The organism is Aestuariivirga sp., assembly GCF_046294715.1.
Classification (GTDB): domain Bacteria; phylum Pseudomonadota; class Alphaproteobacteria; order Rhizobiales; family Aestuariivirgaceae; genus Aestuariivirga.
Genome location: NZ_JBKBKI010000030.1, coordinates 15,896 through 35,264 on the forward strand (window position 1 = coordinate 15,896; position 19,369 = coordinate 35,264).

The window sequence follows — 19,369 nt, forward strand, 5'->3', positions numbered from 1 at the left end:
GGCAGAAGGAGGTCTTGTTCGAGGAGATCACCGCATGCCCCAGCTTCCCAGCCGTTCCGCCATTGCCGACAAGCTCTTCGCCGACGAGACCGCCACCGTCCGCGCCCTTGCGGCGGAGGCGGGGCTTTCATCGACCGACAAGCGCCGGGTGGCGGAACTTGCCCGACAGCTCGTCGCGGCGGTGCGGGCTGGACGGCGGCAGCAGGGCGGCATTGATGCCTTCATGCAGGAGTATTCGCTCTCCTCGGAAGAGGGGGTGGTGCTGATGTGCCTTGCCGAGGCACTGTTGCGCATTCCCGACGGCGAGACGGCAGACCGGCTGATCGCCGACAAGGTGGGCGGCAAGGACTGGGAGCGGCACCTGGGTCAATCCGAATCGCTCTTCGTCAATGCCTCGGCCTGGGGGCTGATGCTGACCGGACGTTTCGTCGACCTCGGCAAGATGGCGCGCAGCGACGTCGGGGGCTACCTGAAGCGGCTGGTGACGCGGTCGGGCGAGCCCATCATCCGCAACGCCATGAAGCAGGCGATGCGCATCATGGGCAAGCAGTTCGTCCTTGGGCGGACGATCGAGGAGGCGCTGTCGATCGCGGCCCCGCTCGAGAAGGAAGGCTACCGCTTCTCCTACGACATGCTGGGCGAGGCCGCCTTCACCAAGGAGGATGCGGAGCGTTATTTCGCCTCTTACCGCGATGCGCTGAGAACGGTGGGTGCGAAGACGCAGGGCGCGGACATACTCGACCGCGCCTCGATCTCGGTGAAGCTCTCGGCGCTTCACCCGCGCTACGAAGAGAAGCAGGAGGCGCGGGTGATGGCGGAACTGCTGCCGCGCGTGGCGGAACTCGCCACCGAGGCGCGGGCGCTTAACGTGGGCCTCACGATCGACGCGGAGGAGGTGAACCGGCTCGATCTTTCGCTCGAACTCTTCGGCAGGCTGGCACATGACGAGCGGATCAAGGGCTGGGGCGGGCTGGGACTGGCGGTCCAGGCCTATTCGAAGCGCGCGAAGCCGGTGCTCGAATGGCTGGCCAGGCTGGCGGAGGAAACGGACCAGGTGCTGCCCGTGCGCCTCGTCAAGGGCGCCTATTGGGACACCGAGATCAAGCGGGCGCAGGAGCAGGGGCTCGAGGCCTATCCGCTGTTCACGCGCAAGGTCTCGACGGACGTGAGCTATCTCGCCTGCGCCAAGTACATGCTGGCGCGGCGCGATGTGTTCTATCCGCAATTCGCCACGCACAATGCACACACGCTCGCCGCCATCTCGGTGATGGCCGGGAACGACCGGCGCTTCGAATTCCAGCGGCTGCACGGCATGGGCCAGGCGCTCTACGAGCAGGTGGTGGGCAAGGACAAGATGAACCAGCCCTGCCGCATCTACGCGCCGGTCGGGAGCCACGAGGACCTCCTCGCCTATCTCGTTCGGCGACTCCTGGAGAACGGCGCCAACACCTCCTTCGTCAACCGGCTGGCTGACGACGAGGCGCCGATCGCCGACATCATCGCCGACCCGGTGACGGAGCTCGACAAGCTCGATGCAATTCCGCACCCCAGGATTTCGCTGCCGCGCCAGATCTTCGCAGGCCGCGAGAACTCGCAGGGCATGGCGTTGTGGGACGACGGAACGCGCGAGCGCCTCGTCTCCGGCATGAATGCGGCGCTTTCCTCCCGCATCACGGCGCATGCGCTGGTGGACGGCAGGGCGGAGCCAGGCGGCCCCGTCCGGCGCATCACCTCGCCGGCAGACCGCAGCATCGAACTCGGAGAGGTGCGAGAGGCGGATGAAGCGGCGGTGGCGCGCGCCATGGAGATTGCCTCTTCCGCGCAGATGGACTGGGACCTGGTGCGCGGCGCGGCGCGCGCCGGGAAACTGGAAAAGGCGGCGCAGCTCTACGAGGCGAACACGCCGCGGCTGTCGGCTCTCCTGGTGCGCGAGGCGGGCAAGACCATGGAGAACGCCATCGCCGACATCCGCGAGGCGGTGGACTTCCTGCGCTACTACGCTCAGCAGGCGCGGGCCGATTTCGAAGCTCCGATGCCGCTGCCCGGCCCCACCGGCGAAAGAAACGAGATGTCGCTACACGGCCGCGGCGTCTTCGCCTGCATCGCGCCGTGGAACTTCCCGCTCGCGATCTTCACCGGCCAGGTGGCGGCGGCCCTCGCCGCGGGCAATGCCGTTGCTGCGAAGCCCGCGGAGCAGACGCCGCTCGTCGCCTTCGAGGCGGTGAAGCTCATGCACGAGGCGGGCATCCCGCGCTCCGTGCTGCAGTTCCTCCCCGGCGACGGCGCGCGGATCGGCAAGGTGCTGCTGGCGCATCCGGCACTTTCCGGCGTGGCCTTCACGGGTTCGAACGAGACGGCGGCGATCATCAACCGGGCGCTGGCGGCGCGCGACGGGGCGATTCCGGCGCTGATCGCCGAAACGGGTGGCATGAACGCGATGATCGTCGATTCATCGGCCCTTCCCGAACAGGCGGTGCGCGACGTGCTGGCCTCGGCCTTCGACAGCGCGGGCCAGCGCTGTTCTGCGGCACGGCTGCTCTTTGTGCAGGAGGACGTGGCGGACCGCGTGACCACCATGCTGAAGGGCGCCATGGCGGAGCTGAGGATCGGCGATCCCATGGCCTACGCTACCGACATCGGCCCGGTGATCGACGAGGAGGCGCGGCAGGAGCTCGAGGCCCACAAGGCGCGCATGAAGGCGGAGGCGCGGGCGCTGATCGAGCTGCCGCTTTCCCCCGAATGCGCGAACGGCACCTTCGTCGCTCCGGCGGCTTATGAGATCTCCTCCGTTTCGATGCTGAAGCGCGAGGTGTTCGGCCCCATCCTGCACGTGGTGCGTTTCGCCGGCGACAGGCTGGCGGATGTGTGCGCCGCGCTCAATGGCACGGGCTATGGCCTGACGCTCGGACTTCACACCCGGATCGAGCAGACGGCAGCGGAGGTGCGGCGGCGCGTTCGGGTGGGCAACATCTACGTCAACCGCAACCAGATCGGCGCGGTGGTGGGTGCCCAGCCCTTCGGAGGCGAAGGCCTGTCCGGCACGGGGCCGAAGGCGGGAGGGCCGCATTATCTGCACCGATTCGCCACCGAGCGCGTGGTCTCGACCGACACGACGGCTTCGGGCGGCAACGCGGCGCTGATGTCGATGTCCGTCGAGTAGGCTCAGTCCTCGCTGCCGAAGCCGATGCCGCGGGCGACGGCAGCGCGGCCGAACTTGTCGCGAATCCTGTCGATGGCGAGTTCGGCCCGGGCGCGCGCGGCAGTGTTGACGTCCAGCGTTTCCGTTTCCTGCTCTGGCCTGGCTTCGACCAGAGCGGTGATTCCGACGCCGACGAGGCGAAAGGCGGTGCCCGTCGCCTCCCGCGCCAGCAGGGGCAGTGCGGCGTCGTAGATACGGGCGGCGAGCAGCGTCGGGTCTGCCAGCGAGACGTTGCGGGTCCGCGTCTTGAAGTCCGCCGTCTTGAGCTTCAGCACCACGGTATGGCCCGCGACGCCCTCCGCCTTGGCGCGGCGCGACACCTTCTCGGAGAGCGGCCAGAGGATGCGTTCGAGTTCGGAACGGTCACGAATATCGGAATCGAAGGTTGTTTCCGCACTGATCGACTTCGAATGGTCATCGGTCGAGACGATGCGGCGGTCCTCGCCGCGCGCGAGGTGATAGAGCCTCGCTCCCATGCTGCCGTAGCGGCGCATGAGCTCCGCCTTTTCCATCTGCTGGAGCTGGCCAATCATGGTGATGCCGCCTTTCGCCAGCTCTTCCTGCATCGCCTTGCCGACCCCCCAGATGAAGCCCACGGGCCTCGCGGCGAGGAAAGCCAGCGTTTCCGCGCGGCCCAGCACAGAGAAGCCGCGCGGTTTCTCGAGGTCGGAAGCGAGCTTGGCCAGAAACTTGTTGTGGGACAGCCCCACGGACGCGGTGATGCCCACGTCCTTCTGGATGCGGGCGATGAGGCGCGCCAGCGTCAGGGCAGGACTCATGCCGTGAAGGCGGGAGGTGCCCGTCAGATCGAGGAACGCCTCGTCGATCGACAGCGGCTCGACGAGAGGCGTCACGCTCAGCATGAGCTCGCGCACGATCCTGCCGGCCGCGGCATATTTCGCCATGTCCGGCTTGATGACGACGGCCTCCGGGCAGAGTTTCAGCGCCTTGAACATCGGCATTGCCGACTTCACACCCTGGATGCGGGCGATGTAGCAGGCGGTCGACACCACGCCGCGCGTGCCGCCGCCCACGATCACCGGCTTGTCGGCAAGCTCCGGCCGGTCGCGCTTCTCGACGGCCGCGTAGAAGGCATCGCAGTCGATATGGGCGATCGACAGCTGGTGAAGTTCCGGATGGCGGATCAGCCGCGGGCTGCCGCAGGAACGGCAACGCCGCTCTTCCCCCGCGAGGGCCGAAAAGCAGTCGCGGCAGAAACCCGCCGTGGCGGCACCGTCTGGCATGGCACCAAGACTAGCGCATGGGCGCGAATTGGGGAACACTGCCACCCCGGAGTCGGGTTGCAGGGAGAGGGACATGTACAAGCTCTACAACGTGAAGGCCTGGGGATCGCTCGTCATCCACTGCCTGCTCGAGGAAATGGAGGTGCCCTACACCAATATCTGGATGACCGCCGAGCAGGTGAGGGCGCCTGCCTTCCGAGAGTCGAGCCCGCTGGGGCTCATCCCCGCGCTTGGCCTCCCGGACGGGCGCAGCCTCTATGAATCGGCAGCGATCGTCTCGTTCCTCGTTGCGGCGCATCCCGAGAAGCACATGTCGCCGGCGCTGGGAAGCCCCGCCTATGGCGAGTTCATGAGCCTGCTCCACCTCATGAGCACCGAACTCTACCCCACCAACAACCTTGCCCTCGGCGAAGGCGGCTACGCGCAGGATGCTGCACATGAGGCCTTCATCATGGCGCGGGCGCGAGAGAGGGCGGATACCTACTGGCAGATCCTCGAGCGGCGGCTTTCGGCCTCGGGACCATGGCTGATGGGGCGGGAATTCTCGGCGCTGGACCTCTATGCCTTCATGCTTTCCCTGTGGGGCAGGCCGAGCGAAAGCGCACTGCACGACCGCTTTCCCGCCATGGCCAAACTCGCGGCCGCGGTGCGCGCGCGGCCGAAGCTCAAGGCGGTGCTCGAGTCCCATGGCGTGATGAAGATCGGCGGATACGGCTGAGGTCAGCCCCTGATCAATTCGAGGATATGAGGCCGGGCCTCGTCCCAGCTGGCGGTTCTGAGCGAAACGAAACCCAGCGGCTCGACGTGGCGGGCGAAGCGCTCGTCATGAAGGAAGTGGACGAGATGCACCTCGGGTGCATGCTCGAAGCAGGAGGCGATATAGGATGGGCTGTCGTCGATGAAGACGGCGGGCTGCCGGGCCCGGCGCAGGATGTCCCTGATCGCGGGCCCCTTGGGGCCGGAGTTGGTGACGACGGGGAAGGGAAGGCCGTGCCCTGCGAGATTGGCGCGCCGGTGGTCGCCCGCCGTGTGCGGCAGGTTGGTGAGCAGCACGACGTCCGCCGTCTCGCCGATCGTTAGGAGCGAATCGACCGCCCCGTCGATCGGCTGCATGTGGCGGGTGCGCTCGTCGAAAAACGAGGAAATGAGGCGGGCCACGTGCTCGTCCGGAGCGGGCGCGCCCGTGCGGCGGCACCTGACGTTGCCGTTCAGGGCAAAGCTCGAGGTGTCGAGCAGGAGATCCTGCGCGGCGAGATAGTCCTCGAAATCGCGGGTGAAATGCACGACGACCTCGTCCACGTCGCAGATGACCAGCGGGCGCCCGGTGAAGGCGAGGGTCTCCAGTTGGGCGAGGGTGAGGTCAGAGATCAAGTGCGGCTCCCGGAAGCTTGCGGCGCAGCAACTGAATACGTTCCGGCTCGAGGTCATGTTCCTCGCAGAAGATCAGGAGCAGCGTCTCGTCGGCCAGCAAATGATCCATGAGGCCACCGAGAAACGCGGGCTCCGCGGCGGAAGCGCGAATCGCCTGCGGCCCCAGTCCGGTCAGGTCCATGAAGCGGGAGAGGCGCTCCGGCTCGGAAGCCAGAAACCCAAGTACTTTCAGCGCGATGATTTCAGCTTCCGCAGAGGAAGCGAGGCTCTTTTCCTGGTGCATGGCGCGCAATTAACCACCCTTGAACCTCGTTGAACAGCGCCCGGGTTTGGTTAAGCTGTTGGTTACCCCGCGAGAGTCAGACTGTGCACCAAGTGATGGGAACGCCGCACGACCGGAAATGTCCGGCGCGCCAACAGAGATCAGAGCCAGATGAGTTTGAACATGTCAGTCTCGGCGGGACCCATGAGGACGCCTGAAGTGGTGCCGGCGATGCCGAAGCGAGTTCTGGTCGTGGAAGACAACGAGTTGAACATGAAGCTGTTCAACGATCTTCTGGAGGCGAACGGCTACCAGGTGATCCAGACCCGCGACGGGCTCTCGGCCCTCGATCTCGCGCGCCGGCACCGGCCGGACCTGATCCTGATGGACATCCAGCTTCCCGAAGTCTCCGGCATCGAGGTGACGAAATGGCTGAAGGAGGACGACTTGCTGCGTCACATCCCGGTCATTGCCGTCACCGCTTTCGCGATGAAGGGTGACGAACAGAAGATCCGCGAAGGCGGTTGCGAGGCCTATATCTCGAAACCGATCTCAGTGATGAGCTTTCTCCAGACCATCGACAGCTATCTCAAGAAGAGCGCATGACGGCCCGCGTCCTCGTCGTCGACGACATCCTCGCCAATGTCCGGCTTCTCGAAGCGAAGCTGGCGGCTGAATATTTCGACGTGGTGACCGCCATGAACGGCGCCGACGCGCTGGAGGCCGTGCAGCGCACCAAGCCCGACATCGTGCTGCTCGACGTGATGATGCCGGGGATCGACGGCATCGAGGTGTGCCGCCGCATCAAGTCCAATCCGCTTACCCAGCACATCCCCGTCGTGATGGTGACTGCACTCGACCAGCCGGAGGATCGCGTTCGCGGGCTCGAGGCCGGTGCCGACGATTTCCTCACCAAGCCTGTCAACGACGTTTCCCTGTTCTGCCGGGTCAAGAGCCTTGTCCGCCTCAAGATGCTGACGGACGAACTCCGGACCCGCACCAACGGCGACCCGCTTCGCATGCTCGGTCCAGACGGGCTGGGGGAGTCCGGCCGTGGCCGGATCCTCGTGATCGACAACCGCACGGCGGTGGCCGAACGCATCAAGACGGCACTCGCGGGGCGCCACGACGTGACCGTGGCGGTCGATCCGCAGCAGGCCTTCGAGGCCTTTGGCCAGAGCGAGGGCGACTTCGAGCTCGTCATCGTCAATCTCGACATGGAAGGTGTCGACGCGCTGCGGATCTGCTCGCAGCTCAAGTCGGTCGAGAAGACGCGGCAGACGCCGATCCTCATTATCGTCGATCCGGATGACCACCAGCGGCTGCTCAGGGCCCTCGACATGGGGGTGAACGACTACCTGATCCGTCCGATCGACAAGCAGGAACTTATGGCGCGCGTGGCGACACAGATCCGTCGTTTCCGCTACACCGAGCGGCTGCGCACCAGCGTGCGCGCCTCGATCGAGATGGCGGTGACGGATGCTCTCACCGGCCTCTACAACCGCCGCTATCTCGAGACGCATCTCGGCACGCTGATCGACCACGCCGTCAACCGCGGCAAGCCGCTCTCGGTGCTGACGCTGGACGTCGACTTCTTCAAGTCGGTGAACGACACACATGGCCACGACGCGGGTGACCGTGTGCTGCAGGAGTTGGCCGGGCGCATCCGCGCCTCGATCCGCAGCATCGATCTCGCCTGCCGCACGGGGGGCGAGGAGTTCGTCATCGTACTGCCCGGCACCGACCTGCAGACGGCGGAGCGTGTCGGCGAACGGATCCGCAAGGCGGTGGCCGCCAAGACATTCAACGCCGGCCCCGATTCGCACCTGAGCATCACCGTCTCGCTCGGCATCGCCGAACTCGCCTCGGTGGACGATACGGTGGACGATCTCCTGAAGCGGGCCGACCAGGCGCTCTACCGGGCTAAGCGTGAAGGGCGCAACCGCGTGATCCTCGCGGCGGCCTGAGGCCGGTTCGGGCGGGCCCGGCATTTGCTTCAAACCTGAAGTGGTGTAGACCCCGCGGGCGATGAGCGCTGTCGAAAGCAAAGCCATGGAGGACCGCGACAGCCGCCGGTGGGGCCAGAAGGGAACCGCCGGGGCCACCTTCGCCGGCCTCCTCGAGTTCGAGCATGTCTCCAAGCGCTTCGGCCGGACGGCCGCCGTGCAGGACGTGAGCCTCACACTGGAACCGGGCGAGATCGCCTGCCTTCTCGGGCCCTCGGGCTGCGGCAAGACCACGCTGCTGCGTATCGCCGCCGGGATCGAGCGGCCGGACAGCGGCCGGCTGCTGTTCGATGGCCAGGAAATGGCGGGCCCCTCCCGCTTCGTGCCGCCGGAGAAGCGCAACATCGGGCTGATGTTCCAGGATTTCGCGCTGTTCCCCCATCTCTCGATCATCGACAACGTGGCCTTCGGCCTCAAGAACCTGCCGCGCGAGGAAGCCCTGAAGATCGCCCGCCATGCCCTGGAGCGGGTGGGGCTGGCGCGTTACGCGGCGAACTACCCTCACCATCTCTCGGGCGGCGAGCAGCAGCGGGTGGCGCTGGCCCGCGCCGTCGTGCCGCGGCCGCAGGTGATGCTGATGGACGAGCCGTTCTCGGGGCTCGACCAGCGGCTGCGCGAATCCGTGAGGGCCGAGACGCTGACGCTGTTGCGGGAGACCCGCGCCTCCTGCCTCCTGGTGACCCACGATCCCGTTGAGGCGATGGGCCTCGCCGACCGCATCTTCCTGATGCGACAGGGAAACCTCGTCCAGTCCGGCACGCCGGAACAGCTTTACCGCCACCCGGCGGACGCCGCTGCCGCGCGCTTCTTCTCGGATACGAACGAGGTCAAAGGCCTGGTCCAGGGTTCGGCAGTCGTCACCCCGCTCGGCAGGTTTCCCTTGCCACGCGGGGGGAACGGGCGCGAGGCTCTCGTGCTGATCCGCCCCCAGGGGCTGAAGAGGGCCGCCGAAGGAGAAGGCATCGAGGGGCTGGTGACCGAGGCGCGGTTCCAGGGGGATGACGTCAAGTGCACGGTTCTGTTCAATGGGCTCGAGGAGCCGCTTACCGCGCTGATCCATTCCCGCTCGGCACCGTCCAGGGGCAACGCCGCCTGGTTCCGGATCGACCCCGAACACGTTTTCGTCTTTGATTCGGCGACATCGCAACCTATCTCCTGAGCCGTTCGGCTTTGGTTGCGGCGCGCTGGGGTTTCTGCTTTAGTGCCGCGAAACTTTAGGGAGAGGCGAGCCCTCTCCGCATACAAGGAGTTTGTCTATGGGTGCGATGTCGTTCTGGCACTGGGCGCTGGTGATCCTGGTGGTCGTGCTGCTGTTCGGGCGCGGTAAGATTTCCGACCTGATGGGTGACGTGGCAAAGGGCATCAAGAGCTTCAAGAAGGGCATGGCGGACGACGACGAGCCGGCAACGGCCACGTCCGAACCGAAGCCGATCGAACAGCAGCCGGCGGTGAAGACCGAGGCCGAGAAGGCCAAGAGCTAAACAGTCCGGCGCGCCTCGGGCGGGCACACCCATGTTCGATTTCGGATTCGGCTATACCGAGATGTTCGTCGTTGCCGTGGTGGCGATCATCGTCATCGGGCCGAAGGATCTCCCGCGCGTGCTGCGCGCGCTCGGCAAGACGGTGGCCAAGATGCGCGGCATGGCGCGTGAGTTCCAGGGTCATCTCGACAGCGCGATGAAGGAAACGGGCTTCGACGAGGTCAAGAAGGAAGTCAACAACCTCAAGAACTCCGCCAATGTCGTGGAGCCGGTGAAGAAGAAGCTCGCCGATGACGCCAAGAAGCAGGAAGACGACTTCAAGAAGCTGTTCGGCGAAGTGCCGGCGGCGGATGCGCCGCAGCCGCCCACCACCACGGCCGCCTCATGACCCAGCAGGACATCGACGCTTCCGAAGCCCCCCTGATCGAGCATCTGATCGAACTCAGGACGAGGCTCATCTATTGCGTGCTGGGCTTCATCGCCGCCTTCATCTTCAGCTTCGTCTTCTCGACCGACATCCTCCACTACCTGATCCTGCCCTTCAAATGGGGGACGGGCACGGACGTCTCGCTCATTTCCATCAAGCTTCTGGGCGTGTTCCTGGTGAAGCTGAAGATCGCCTTCTTCGGCGGACTGTTCATCGGCTTTCCTCTGATCGCGACGCAGATCTACCGGTTCGTGGCGCCCGGCCTCTATTCGCACGAGAAGCAGGCATTCATGCCCTATCTCGTCGCAACGCCCGTCTTCTTCCTGCTCGGGGCGGCGCTGGTCTATTTCTTCCTGCTGCCGGTCGCCATCCACTTCTTCTATGCTCTTGCCGCCGGCACGGGTACGGAAACCCAGCAGGGCATCCAGCTCATGCCGGATATCGAGGCCTATCTCGATTTCGTGATGATGCTGATTCTGGCTTTCGGCCTGTGCTTCCAGCTTCCCGTGATCCTGACGCTTCTCGGCCATGTCGGGGTGGTGAGCTACGATCAGCTGCGGAGCGGGCGGAAGTTCGCCATCGTCGGCGTCTTCGTGGTGGCCGCCATCCTGACCCCGCCTGACCCCATTTCGCAGATCTCGATGGCGGTTCCGCTGATGGGGCTCTACGAGGTGTCGGTTCAGGCGGTGCGCTTCCTCGAAGCGCGGCGCAGGAAGAAGGAAGCGGCCGAAGAGGCTGCCTAGGCTCCGCCAGCAATCATCTTCCCGTCCGCCGCGCGCCGTCCTATAGGAAGGCGCGAAAAGGGACTCATGACATGCACGACATCAAGGCCATACGCGACAACCCTGCGGCATTCGACGCGGGCCTGGCACGGCGCGGGCTGCCGCCCGTGGCGGCGGAGCTTCTCAAGATCGATGCCGACCGGCGCGACCATGTCCAGAAGCTGCAGGACGCCCAGGCGCGGCGCAACGCGGCGTCGAAGGAAATCGGCGAGGCCATGAAGGCGGGCGACAAGGCCCGGGCGGAGGCCTTGAAGGCCGAGATGGGCTCCATCAAGGATTTCATCGCCTCCGGCGAGGCGGTGGAGCGCGAGATCGACAAGAAGCTCGATGCAGCACTCGCCGTCATCCCGAATCTCCCCCTGGACGAGGTGCCGGACGGCAAGGACGAGACGGGCAATGTCGAGGTGCGCCGCTGGGGCCAGCAGCCAACCTTCGCTTTCGAGGCGCGCCAGCATTTCGACATTGGCGAGTGGCTCGGACTGATGGATTTCGAGACGGCGGCGAAGATCGCCGGCGCCCGTTTCGTGGTGATGAAGGGACAACTCGCCAGGATGGAGCGCGCGCTCGCCCAGTTCATGCTTGACCTGCAGACGGGCGAGAAGGGCTATACCGAGCATTACGTGCCCTACATGGTGAACGACAGCGCGGTGTTCGGCACGAACCAGCTGCCGAAATTCGCCGAGGACCTGTTCCGCACCACAGACGGGCGATGGCTCATCCCCACGGCGGAAGTCTCGCTCACCAATCTGGTGCGCGAGACGATCCTTGAGGAGAAGGACCTGCCGCTGCGGCTCACCGCCTACACGCCCTGCTTCAGGGCGGAGGCGGGGGCGGCGGGGCGCGACACGCGCGGCATGATCCGCCAGCACCAGTTCTCGAAGGTGGAGCTCGTCTCCATCACCACGCCGGAACAGTCCCGCGGTGAACTCGAACGCATGACGGGTGCCGCGGAGAGCGTGCTGCAGAAGCTAGGACTTCACTATCGCGTGATGCGGCTGTGCACCGGCGACATGGGCTTCGGCAGCCGCATGACCTATGATCTCGAGGTCTGGCTTCCGGGGCAGAACGCCTTCCGTGAAATCTCGTCCTGCTCGGTCTGCGGCGACTTCCAGGCGCGCCGCATGGACGCGCGCTACAAGCCCGCGGACGGCAAGGGCACGCGCTACGTTCACACGCTGAACGGCTCCGGCCTCGCGGTCGGCCGCACCATCGTGGCGATCCTCGAGAACTACCAGAATGCCGACGGAACGGTGACGATCCCGGAGGCCTTGCGGCCCTACATGGGCGGCGCCGAGCGGATCGTGAGGGGCTGAGTGATGCGCATTCTCGTGACCAATGATGACGGCATCCATGCGCCGGGCCTCGAAACGCTGGAGCGCATCGCCCGCACGATCTCGGAGGACGTGTGGATCGTGGCGCCCTCGGAGGAGAATTCGGGTGCGGGGCACTCGCTCTCGCTTGCCGACCCGATTCGCTTCCGCAAGATCGCCGAGCGGCGCTTCGAGGTGGCGGGAACGCCCACCGACTGCGTGGTGATGGCGGCGCGCAAGATCCTGCCGGGCGATCCGGACCTCGTCCTCTCCGGCGTCAACCGCGGCCAGAACATCGCCGACGACGTGACCTATTCCGGCACCATCGCCGCGGCGATGGAGGGCACGCAGCTGGGCTTCAAGTCCATTGCGCTTTCGCAGGTGACGGGTATCCACGGCAACGGCTTTTCCTATGACGTGGCCGAAAAGCACGGCGCCGCCATCGTCGCCAGGCTGCTCAAGCTGAGCTTCGGGCCGGGCATACTGATGAACGTCAACTTCCCCGATTGCCGGCCGGACGAGGTGCAGGGGGTGGAAGTGACGCGCCAGGGCAAGCGCGACGTGAACCTGCTCCACGTCGACGAGCGCACCGACATGCGCGGCAACAACTATTACTGGCTGGGCTTCAAGCGCGAGCGAGGCAATCCGCCTCTCGGCACCGATCTCTGGGCCGTGTTCAATCGCCGCATTTCCGTGACGCCGCTGCACATGAACCTGACGCAGCTCGAGGCCATGGACGCGGTGCGGGCGGTGCTCGATCAGCCATGAGCGGAGACCGGCGCCGCCGCGACCTGCTCCAGTCCCTGCGCGAGCAGGGCATCACGGACGAGAGCGTGCTGCAGGCCATAGGCGAGGTGCCGCGCGAGGCTTTCGTCGAGCGGCCCTTCGCCGACCAGGCTTATGCCGACCAGGCACTGCCGATCTCCTGCGGCCAGACGATCTCCCAGCCTTACATCGTGGCGCTGATGACGGAGGCGCTGAGGGTGGAGCCCGCTCATCGCGTGCTCGAGATCGGCACCGGATCCGGCTACCAGGCGGCGGTGCTGAGCCGCCTCTGCAGGCGTGTCTACACGATCGAGCGCTACCGCACACTATCCGAGCAGGCGGGCGAACGATTCCGCCGGCTGGGCCTCACCAACATCACCCAGCAGGTGGGCGACGGATCGAAGGGCATGCCCACACTTGCCCCCTTCGACCGCATCATCGTGACGGCTGCCGCGCAGGAAGCCCCGCAAGCATTGCTTGACCAACTCTCGCCCGGAGGAGTCATGGTGGTGCCCCTCGAGGAGCGGCCCGGCCGGCAGTCCCTCTGGCGCATCACGAGGGACGAGCAGGGTTTCGCCCGCGAGCACCTGACGGCGGTGCGGTTCGTGCCGCTCGTCGAGGGTTTGCCGCGGGAAGGCTGACAGTTGACCTGCCACCAGCAGGTGCGTTAACGAGGTTGGCTGCAACGGGAGGGCGAAGCCGTGACAGCCGTAATCCGTATTGTCCTATGGGCGATTGCATTGGGCACCAGCAGCTTGTGCGTCTCCGGCGCGATTGCGCGCGAGGTGCCGATCGGCTCCATCACCTTCGAGGCGCGGCCGGAGCGCGAGGTGGTGAACGTCGGCGGGCGCGAGGGGGAGTTCCGCGGCATCCGTTTCGAAGTGCGGCAGAGCGATGTCGAGGTCCTCGATCTTCGCGTTGTCTACGGCAACGGCCAGACGGAAGACATCCGCGTGCGGCAACTGTTTCGCGCCGGGAGTTCCTCCCGGGTGATCGATCTCGGGTCGCCCAGGCGCGCCCTGCGGCAGATCGTCGTGACCTATGTTCCAAAGGGCCCGGCGCGGCTCCTGTTCTTCGGCGTTGAAAGCGGTGGAGGCGCCGGCGGGATGGTGGGCGAGTGGGTGAGGCTCGGCTGCAAGGACGTCCGGTTCCTGATCGACCGCGACACGCTGCGGGTGGGCCGGCAGGAGGGCCGTTTCAGCGCGCTGCGGCTGAAGGTGCGCCACGCGCCGGTTGAGATGTTCGACCTTCGCGTCACCTTCGCGAATGGCGCAAGGCAGGATCTGAGGGTGCGCGAGTTCATCCCGCCAGGCGCCACGACGCGCCCCATAGACCTCATCGGCAGCAATCGCGGCATCGACCGCATCGAGATGTTCTACCGCTCCATCCCCAGCAACAAGGGGACGGCGGAAGTCTGCATCGACGCGCTGGAGCGGTGACGCGGATTCCGCCACCTCTCAAGGCTGCTCGAAATCGCGGATGGGCTCGACGTTGCGGATGCGCTCACGCACCGAGATGTAGATGGCGCAGGCGATGAGGATGGCGACGCCGACGAAGGTCCAGAGATCCGGGAAGTCGCCGAAGAAGTACCAGCCCACCGCAGTGGCCATGATCATCTCGGTGTAGGCGAGGGGAGCGAGGAGCGAGGCCTCTGCATGGTCGTAGGCCTTCACGATGAGGTAGTGGCCGCCGTTGGCGATGAGGGCGAGCAGCACGAACAAGCCCCATTGCGAAGGTGTCGGCGGTTCCCACACGAGCACCACGAGGGCACTCACGATGATTGCGCCCATGAGGCTGGTGTAGAAGGTCGTCACCATCGCCGGGGCTGAGCCGGCGATCTTGCGTGTGAGCAGCATGTAGATTGCGAGGGAGGTTCCCGCGGCCAGCGCCATGAGCACACCGGGGTTGAAGTCCTGGAAACCCGGGCGAATGATGATCAGCGTGCCGATGAATCCGACGACGACCGCGAGCCAGCGACGGACGCCGACCTTTTCTCCCAGGACGAAGGGAGAGAGCATGGTGACGATGAGCGGCTGCACGAAGAAGATCGCCAGCGTATCGGCGATCGGGAGATAATGAAGCCCCCAGAAGAAGAAGCTGGTGGCGGAGAGAAGGAAAATCGCGCGGGCCGTATGCATCACCGGCATGTTCGGAACGAGACCGCGCAGGCCCGCGAGCCGGAGCGCGAATGGCATGGTGAGGAGGGTGCCGAAGAACAGGCGGGCCCAGACCACCTGCAACACCGGAACGCCCTGATTTCCGAGATGCTTTGCCGCGGCGTCAAGAAAGGGGAGAATCGCCATGGCCGTCAGCATCAGGGCGATGCCCAGGAGCGGGCGGTGCGCGCGGCCTCTGCTCATATTGCGGAACCGAAGCAGAATCCTCGCGTTCCCCGCTCGAAGGCCCGGCGGAAAACTCGGGGTTGGGTCTTGAAGGAGCAGGGCATGTCATATGTCGGACGCACGGGCGCTCCGCAGACGGGCTGGAGAGGATAGGGACCTCCGGCCGTAGACCGGCCCGGGCATTTGGAGGTCTTTATGAAGCTCGCGTTCATTCTACTCTCTTCCGTAATCGCCGGATCCTGGACGTTGCCCGCGACGGCACAGCAGCAGGTTCCTTGCGGCGAGCGTGACGAGATCGTCAAATCCCTCTCCTCGCAGTATAGCGAGAAGCCGCGCGCGATGGGTCTTGCCAACCAGTCCGCGATCATCGAGGTGTTCACCTCGAAGGCGGGGACCTGGACGATCCTGCTGACCCGTCCTGACGGTGCGTCCTGTATCGTCGGGGCGGGAGAGGCCTGGGAAGACATTCCGCCGGCCCAGACCTATACGTCGCTCTAGGCCCTCAGGCGCTCGTTACCGGGGTCCCAGGCGGATTCCGGGATGATGCGGGCAGGGCGCCGCTCGGCGAAGACGAGCACCTCGAACGCGGTGCCTTCTGCCGCCATTTCCGGAGGCACATACGCGAAGGCAAGAGACTTGCCCACATTGTGACCGAAGGCGCCGGAGGTGGTGACGCCGACGACCCTGGTGCCGGCATAAACGGGCTCGTTGCCCATGCAGTCCGAATCCGTGTTTTCCACCTCCAGATAGACGAGCTTCATGCGCGGGCCGCGCTGCTTGTTCTTCAGCGTGGGCGCCTTGCCGATGAAGTCCTCCTTGTCGAGCCTGAGGAAGCGCTCCATCGAGGCTTCGATCATGTCGATTTCGGTGGTGAGTTCCGAACCCCAGCCGCGATAGGCCTTCTCCATGCGGAGCGAATTCATCGCATAGGTTCCGAAGAGCCGGATGCCGTGCGGCTTGCCTGCATCCATCAACGCATCGTAGACTTTCGGCATCCCGGCCATGGGAACGTGCAGTTCCCAACCGAGTTCGCCCACGTAGTTGACCCGGAGCAGCCGCACGCCCTCGACGCCGGCGACGGTGGCGGTCTTGCCGGTGAGCCAGCGGAACGAGGCGTTCGAGAGATCCGTCTTCGTGCACTGGCCGAGGACGTCGCGCGCCATGGGTCCCGCCAGGACGAGCACGCCGAAATCATCCGTCACGTCCGTGATGGTGACCTGCTCGTCCTCGCGCTTCCTCCAGTTCATCTGGTCAAGATCGTGAAGCTGGGCGACGGCTGCGGAGAGCACGTAGAAATGATCAGCCTCGAGCCGCGTGACGGTGATCTCGGACTCGATGAAGCCGTTGGGGTTGAGAAGATGGCCCAGGATGATGCCGCCGTCCTTCCTGGGGATCCTGTTTGCGCAGATGCGCTCGAGGAAGGCGTGGGCATCCCTGCCTTTCACTTCGTATTTAGAGAAGGTCGAGAGATCCATGAGCCCCACGCGCTCACGCACTGCGAGGGCCTCTTCCTTCACCGCATTCCACCAGTTCGAGCGCCTGAAGGAGTATTTCTCGCCTTCGCCCGACTTGTCGTACCAGCGCGGGCGCTCCCACCCGAAGATCTGGGCGAACTGGGCTCCCTCGGACTTGAGCCTGTCGTAGAGGGAGGACTTGCGCAAGCCGCGGCCCACCTCATGCTGCTCCGCCGGCTTGTAGCAGTAGTACATGTGGTGATAGTCGGCGACGGAAACCTCCGCCGTGTAGTCCTTGGTGGCCCAGTTGCCGAAGCGGCGCGGGTCGAACTCGCGCATGTTGATCTCGGCCTGGCCATGCACCATCCACTGCGCGAGATACTTGCCGGCACCGCCGCCCTGGCAGATGCCGATCGAGGCGCCGCAGTGCATCCAGTAGTTCCGGGGGCCGGGGGCGGGCCCAGAAAGATAGACGCCATCCGGCGTGTGGGTGATGGCACCCGGCACGATGGACTTGATGCCCGTCTGGCCGAAGAGGGGCAGGCGCTCGGTGGCCTTTTCCAGCCAGGGCATGAGACGGTCGAGCTCCGGGGCCTCGAGCTCGCTTTCGTAGTCCCAGCGCGGCGGCCTGCCGTCCCAGCAGACGTGGGCCGTGGCCGTTTCGTAGGGGCCCACGAGCACGCCGTTCGTCTCCTCGCGCAGGTATGCGTGGGAGTAGGGGTCGCGCACCACGGGGAGCTCCATCTTGAGGTCGATCAGCTCCTTCAGGGGCTCTGTGATCACGTAGTGATGCAGCATGTTGGCGATCGGCACGTTGTGGCCCGTCCAGGAGCCCACCACGTCGCAGTATGAGCCAGCGGCATTGACGACGTGCTCACAGTCGATGTGGCCGTTCTCGGTGAAGACGCGCCACTCGCCGTTGGGCAGCAGCTTGATGTCTGTCACGCGCGTGCGCCGGTAGATGTCGGCGCCGAGCTTTCGGGCACCCGCAGCCATGGCGTTGGTGATGTCGGCCGGCGCCACGTGCCCGTCATGAACGGTTCGGAAGGCGGCCTTCACGCCGAAGGTCTCGAGGTAAGGGTGATACTGCTTGATCTCTGAAGGGCCGATGATCTCGCATTCGTATCCAGCCAGCCGCGAAATGCCATAGACGTACTTGAACCAGTTCACCTCCTCATCGGTGATGGCGAGGCGGAGCCCGCCGCATCCGTGCCAGGACACGGCCTGGCCGGTGAGCTTCTCGAGCTTCGGATAGAGCTCCGTGCCGTAGACGTGCACCTTGGTCATGTTGAGGGAGCCGTTGAAATGCGGGCACTGGCCGGCAGCGTGCCAGGTGGAGCCCGAGGTCAGCTCGCCCTTCTCGACCAGCGCGATGTCGGTCCAGCCCTCCAGCGCCAGGTGGTAGAGGAGGCCCACCCCCATGACGCCACCACCCACAATCACCACACGCGCATGCGACTTCATTGCAATCTCCGGAGTTTTCGCGAGGATAGATCGGCTCCCCGCCGCCGCTCAAGGTCCAGTCAGTCCTCTTCAACCCTCCCATGCGCTTTTCAAGGGAAAATCCCGGGAGGGGTGGTGAGGTGGGCTCATCAGGGGTTCAGCGGCCGTTCAGCTTGCATTCGCCAAGGTCCTCTCACCAACATAGGAGCGTTTCATGAAGAGCCTCGTTCTCGCCGTCCTCTGTCTCGCCGGCCTTGCGGCCCCTGCCTTCGCGACGTCGGGCCCCGGATGCCTCTATGTGGTGAACGTGGCCCGGAACGATGCGCTCAACATGCGGGCGCGGCCGACCACCAGTTCTCGCATCGTCGACATTCTCGTGCCCGGCCGCCACGGCATCATCCACCTCGACGCCAGGTGCCGGCCTCTCGATATCCCCTGGGCCAGCCGCTGGTGCCCGGTGAGCCATTACGACGGCGATCGCGTGACGAAAGGCTGGGTCAAGGCGCGTTATGTGCGCGACATCGACTGCCCGTGACCCGGCCTAGAGCCTTTGCGCCTCGAACAGCACGAGGGCCGTTGCGACCGCGACGTTGAGCGATTCGGCGCCCCCCTTCATGGGGATGCGGACGAGCGTGGAGCAGGCGGCGGCGGCCTCTTCCGAGAGGCCCCTGCCTTCGCTGCCCATGACGAGCAGGGTGGGGCGGGCGTAAGGGCGGCGGTAGCTTTCAGCCGCCTTCAGATGCGTTCCGACGCTCTCTCCCGGCCAGGCGCGGCAGATGTCCAGAAAATCCTTCTGGTCCATCCTGACGAGCGGCACGCCGAATATGGAGCCCATGGTGGCCCGCACGCAGTCTGGCGAATAGGGATCGCAGGACTGGCCCGCAAGGATGACCCCGGCGGCCCCCGCCGCATCCGCCGTGCGGATGATGGTGCCGAGATTGCCCGGATCGCGCATGTCCTCGAGGGCCACCCATGTCCCTTCCGGCACCAGGCGATCCGCCCATTTCTGACGGAACACGCCGATGACCGCGGGCGGATTCTTCTGGGCGCTCACCTGGCCCATGATCCTCTCGTCCACACGGACGATCTCGGCCTTGCCCCACGGGCCGATGTGTCCGGTCGTGAGCAGATAGCGGGGTTCCCAGCGCTCGGCCTTTGCCCGCTCGAGCACCTGTTCACCCTCCGCGACGAAGAGCCCGGTCTCCTGCCGGTGCTTCTTCTCGGCCAGCGAACGGATCAGCTTGATCGTCGGATTGTGGGGCGAGGTGACGGTGAGCATGACG

20 protein-coding genes are annotated in these 19,369 nt (G+C 65.5%); 14 read left to right on the plus strand and 6 right to left on the minus strand.

Going from position 1 to position 19,369, the window contains the following annotated elements:
* Positions 1-34 precede the first annotated feature (34 nt).
* The gene (putA, locus tag ACK4HL_RS16415) at positions 35-3,160 is read left to right on the plus strand and encodes a bifunctional proline dehydrogenase/L-glutamate gamma-semialdehyde dehydrogenase PutA (protein ID WP_409762403.1); all 3,126 of its coding nucleotides are present in this window, start codon (positions 35-37) and stop codon (positions 3,158-3,160) included.
* A gap of 2 nt (positions 3,161-3,162) precedes the next feature.
* Here the strand turns inward: putA and ACK4HL_RS16420 are convergent, their stop codons facing one another.
* Positions 3,163-4,443: a DNA polymerase IV gene (locus ACK4HL_RS16420; protein ID WP_409762406.1), complete on the minus strand. Its 1,281-nt coding sequence runs from the start codon at positions 4,441-4,443 to the stop codon at positions 3,163-3,165.
* A gap of 73 nt (positions 4,444-4,516) precedes the next feature.
* Between ACK4HL_RS16420 and ACK4HL_RS16425 the strand changes: the two genes are divergently transcribed.
* Positions 4,517-5,161: a glutathione S-transferase family protein gene (locus ACK4HL_RS16425; RefSeq protein ID WP_409762409.1), complete on the plus strand. Its 645-nt coding sequence runs from the start codon at positions 4,517-4,519 to the stop codon at positions 5,159-5,161.
* Between the two features lie 2 nt (positions 5,162-5,163).
* Here ACK4HL_RS16425 and ACK4HL_RS16430 read toward each other — a convergent pair whose 3' ends face one another.
* Both ACK4HL_RS16430 and ACK4HL_RS16435 read right to left on the minus strand, forming a co-directional pair.
* Positions 5,164-5,814 (minus strand): hypothetical protein, encoded by a 651-nt coding sequence (locus ACK4HL_RS16430; protein ID WP_409762412.1) that lies wholly within the window; start codon positions 5,812-5,814, stop codon positions 5,164-5,166.
* A complete protein-coding gene (locus ACK4HL_RS16435; RefSeq protein ID WP_409762415.1) occupies positions 5,804-6,097 on the minus strand; it encodes a DUF3572 domain-containing protein in 294 nt (97 codons plus the stop codon). Before ACK4HL_RS16435 ends, ACK4HL_RS16430 begins: the two co-directional genes overlap by 11 nt.
* A gap of 210 nt (positions 6,098-6,307) precedes the next feature.
* Between ACK4HL_RS16435 and ACK4HL_RS16440 the strand changes: the two genes are divergently transcribed.
* The 10 genes from ACK4HL_RS16440 to ACK4HL_RS16485 all read left to right on the plus strand — a co-directional run bounded on the left by ACK4HL_RS16440 (position 6,308) and on the right by ACK4HL_RS16485 (position 14,286).
* Entirely contained in the window at positions 6,308-6,682 is a 375-nt protein-coding gene (locus ACK4HL_RS16440; protein ID WP_409762493.1) for a response regulator, read from the plus strand.
* A complete protein-coding gene (locus ACK4HL_RS16445; protein ID WP_409762418.1) occupies positions 6,679-8,043 on the plus strand; it encodes a PleD family two-component system response regulator in 1,365 nt (454 codons plus the stop codon). Before ACK4HL_RS16440 ends, ACK4HL_RS16445 begins: the two co-directional genes overlap by 4 nt.
* 85 nt (positions 8,044-8,128) lie before the next feature.
* Positions 8,129-9,241 (plus strand): ABC transporter ATP-binding protein, encoded by a 1,113-nt coding sequence (locus ACK4HL_RS16450; protein WP_409762422.1) that lies wholly within the window; start codon positions 8,129-8,131, stop codon positions 9,239-9,241.
* A 97-nt stretch (positions 9,242-9,338) separates the two neighbouring features.
* A complete protein-coding gene (locus ACK4HL_RS16455) occupies positions 9,339-9,563 on the plus strand; it encodes a twin-arginine translocase TatA/TatE family subunit (protein WP_409762425.1) in 225 nt (74 codons plus the stop codon).
* A gap of 31 nt (positions 9,564-9,594) precedes the next feature.
* The gene (tatB, locus tag ACK4HL_RS16460) at positions 9,595-9,951 is read left to right on the plus strand and encodes a Sec-independent protein translocase protein TatB (RefSeq protein WP_409762428.1); all 357 of its coding nucleotides are present in this window, start codon (positions 9,595-9,597) and stop codon (positions 9,949-9,951) included.
* Complete coding sequence (tatC, locus tag ACK4HL_RS16465) at positions 9,948-10,733, plus strand: twin-arginine translocase subunit TatC (protein WP_409762431.1); 786 nt, start codon at positions 9,948-9,950, stop codon at positions 10,731-10,733. Before tatB ends, tatC begins: the two co-directional genes overlap by 4 nt.
* 71 nt (positions 10,734-10,804) lie before the next feature.
* The gene (gene serS, locus ACK4HL_RS16470; protein ID WP_409762434.1) at positions 10,805-12,085 is read left to right on the plus strand and encodes a serine--tRNA ligase; all 1,281 of its coding nucleotides are present in this window, start codon (positions 10,805-10,807) and stop codon (positions 12,083-12,085) included.
* Between the two features lie 3 nt (positions 12,086-12,088).
* Entirely contained in the window at positions 12,089-12,850 is a 762-nt protein-coding gene (gene surE / locus ACK4HL_RS16475) for a 5'/3'-nucleotidase SurE (RefSeq protein WP_409762437.1), read from the plus strand.
* Entirely contained in the window at positions 12,847-13,488 is a 642-nt protein-coding gene (locus tag ACK4HL_RS16480; RefSeq protein WP_409762440.1) for a protein-L-isoaspartate(D-aspartate) O-methyltransferase, read from the plus strand. The genes surE and ACK4HL_RS16480 overlap by 4 nt, the downstream gene beginning before the upstream one ends.
* Positions 13,489-13,548: 60 nt before the next feature.
* On the plus strand, positions 13,549-14,286 hold the full coding sequence (locus tag ACK4HL_RS16485; RefSeq protein WP_409762443.1) for a hypothetical protein: 738 nt from the start codon (positions 13,549-13,551) through the stop codon (positions 14,284-14,286).
* Between the two features lie 18 nt (positions 14,287-14,304).
* Here ACK4HL_RS16485 and ACK4HL_RS16490 read toward each other — a convergent pair whose 3' ends face one another.
* Positions 14,305-15,207, minus strand: coding sequence for a DMT family transporter (locus ACK4HL_RS16490; protein WP_409762446.1), 903 nt, complete (start codon positions 15,205-15,207; stop codon positions 14,305-14,307).
* A 177-nt stretch (positions 15,208-15,384) separates the two neighbouring features.
* On the opposite strand from ACK4HL_RS16490, the gene ACK4HL_RS16495 reads away from it, so the two are divergent.
* Positions 15,385-15,687, plus strand: a complete 303-nt coding sequence (locus tag ACK4HL_RS16495) for a hypothetical protein (RefSeq protein WP_409762449.1) — start codon at positions 15,385-15,387, stop codon at positions 15,685-15,687.
* Here the strand turns inward: ACK4HL_RS16495 and ACK4HL_RS16500 are convergent.
* Positions 15,684-18,107: an FAD-dependent oxidoreductase gene (locus ACK4HL_RS16500; RefSeq protein ID WP_409762452.1), complete on the minus strand. Its 2,424-nt coding sequence runs from the start codon at positions 18,105-18,107 to the stop codon at positions 15,684-15,686. The two genes, ACK4HL_RS16495 and ACK4HL_RS16500, sit on opposite strands and share 4 nt — an antisense overlap.
* A gap of 193 nt (positions 18,108-18,300) precedes the next feature.
* Here ACK4HL_RS16500 and ACK4HL_RS16505 point away from each other — a divergent pair, with 193 nt between their 5' ends.
* Positions 18,301-18,621 (plus strand): hypothetical protein, encoded by a 321-nt coding sequence (locus tag ACK4HL_RS16505; protein WP_409762455.1) that lies wholly within the window; start codon positions 18,301-18,303, stop codon positions 18,619-18,621.
* A gap of 6 nt (positions 18,622-18,627) precedes the next feature.
* On the opposite strand, the gene ACK4HL_RS16510 is transcribed toward ACK4HL_RS16505, so the two are convergent.
* Complete coding sequence (locus ACK4HL_RS16510) at positions 18,628-19,365, minus strand: TrmH family RNA methyltransferase (protein WP_409762458.1); 738 nt, start codon at positions 19,363-19,365, stop codon at positions 18,628-18,630.
* Positions 19,366-19,369 lie beyond the last annotated feature (4 nt).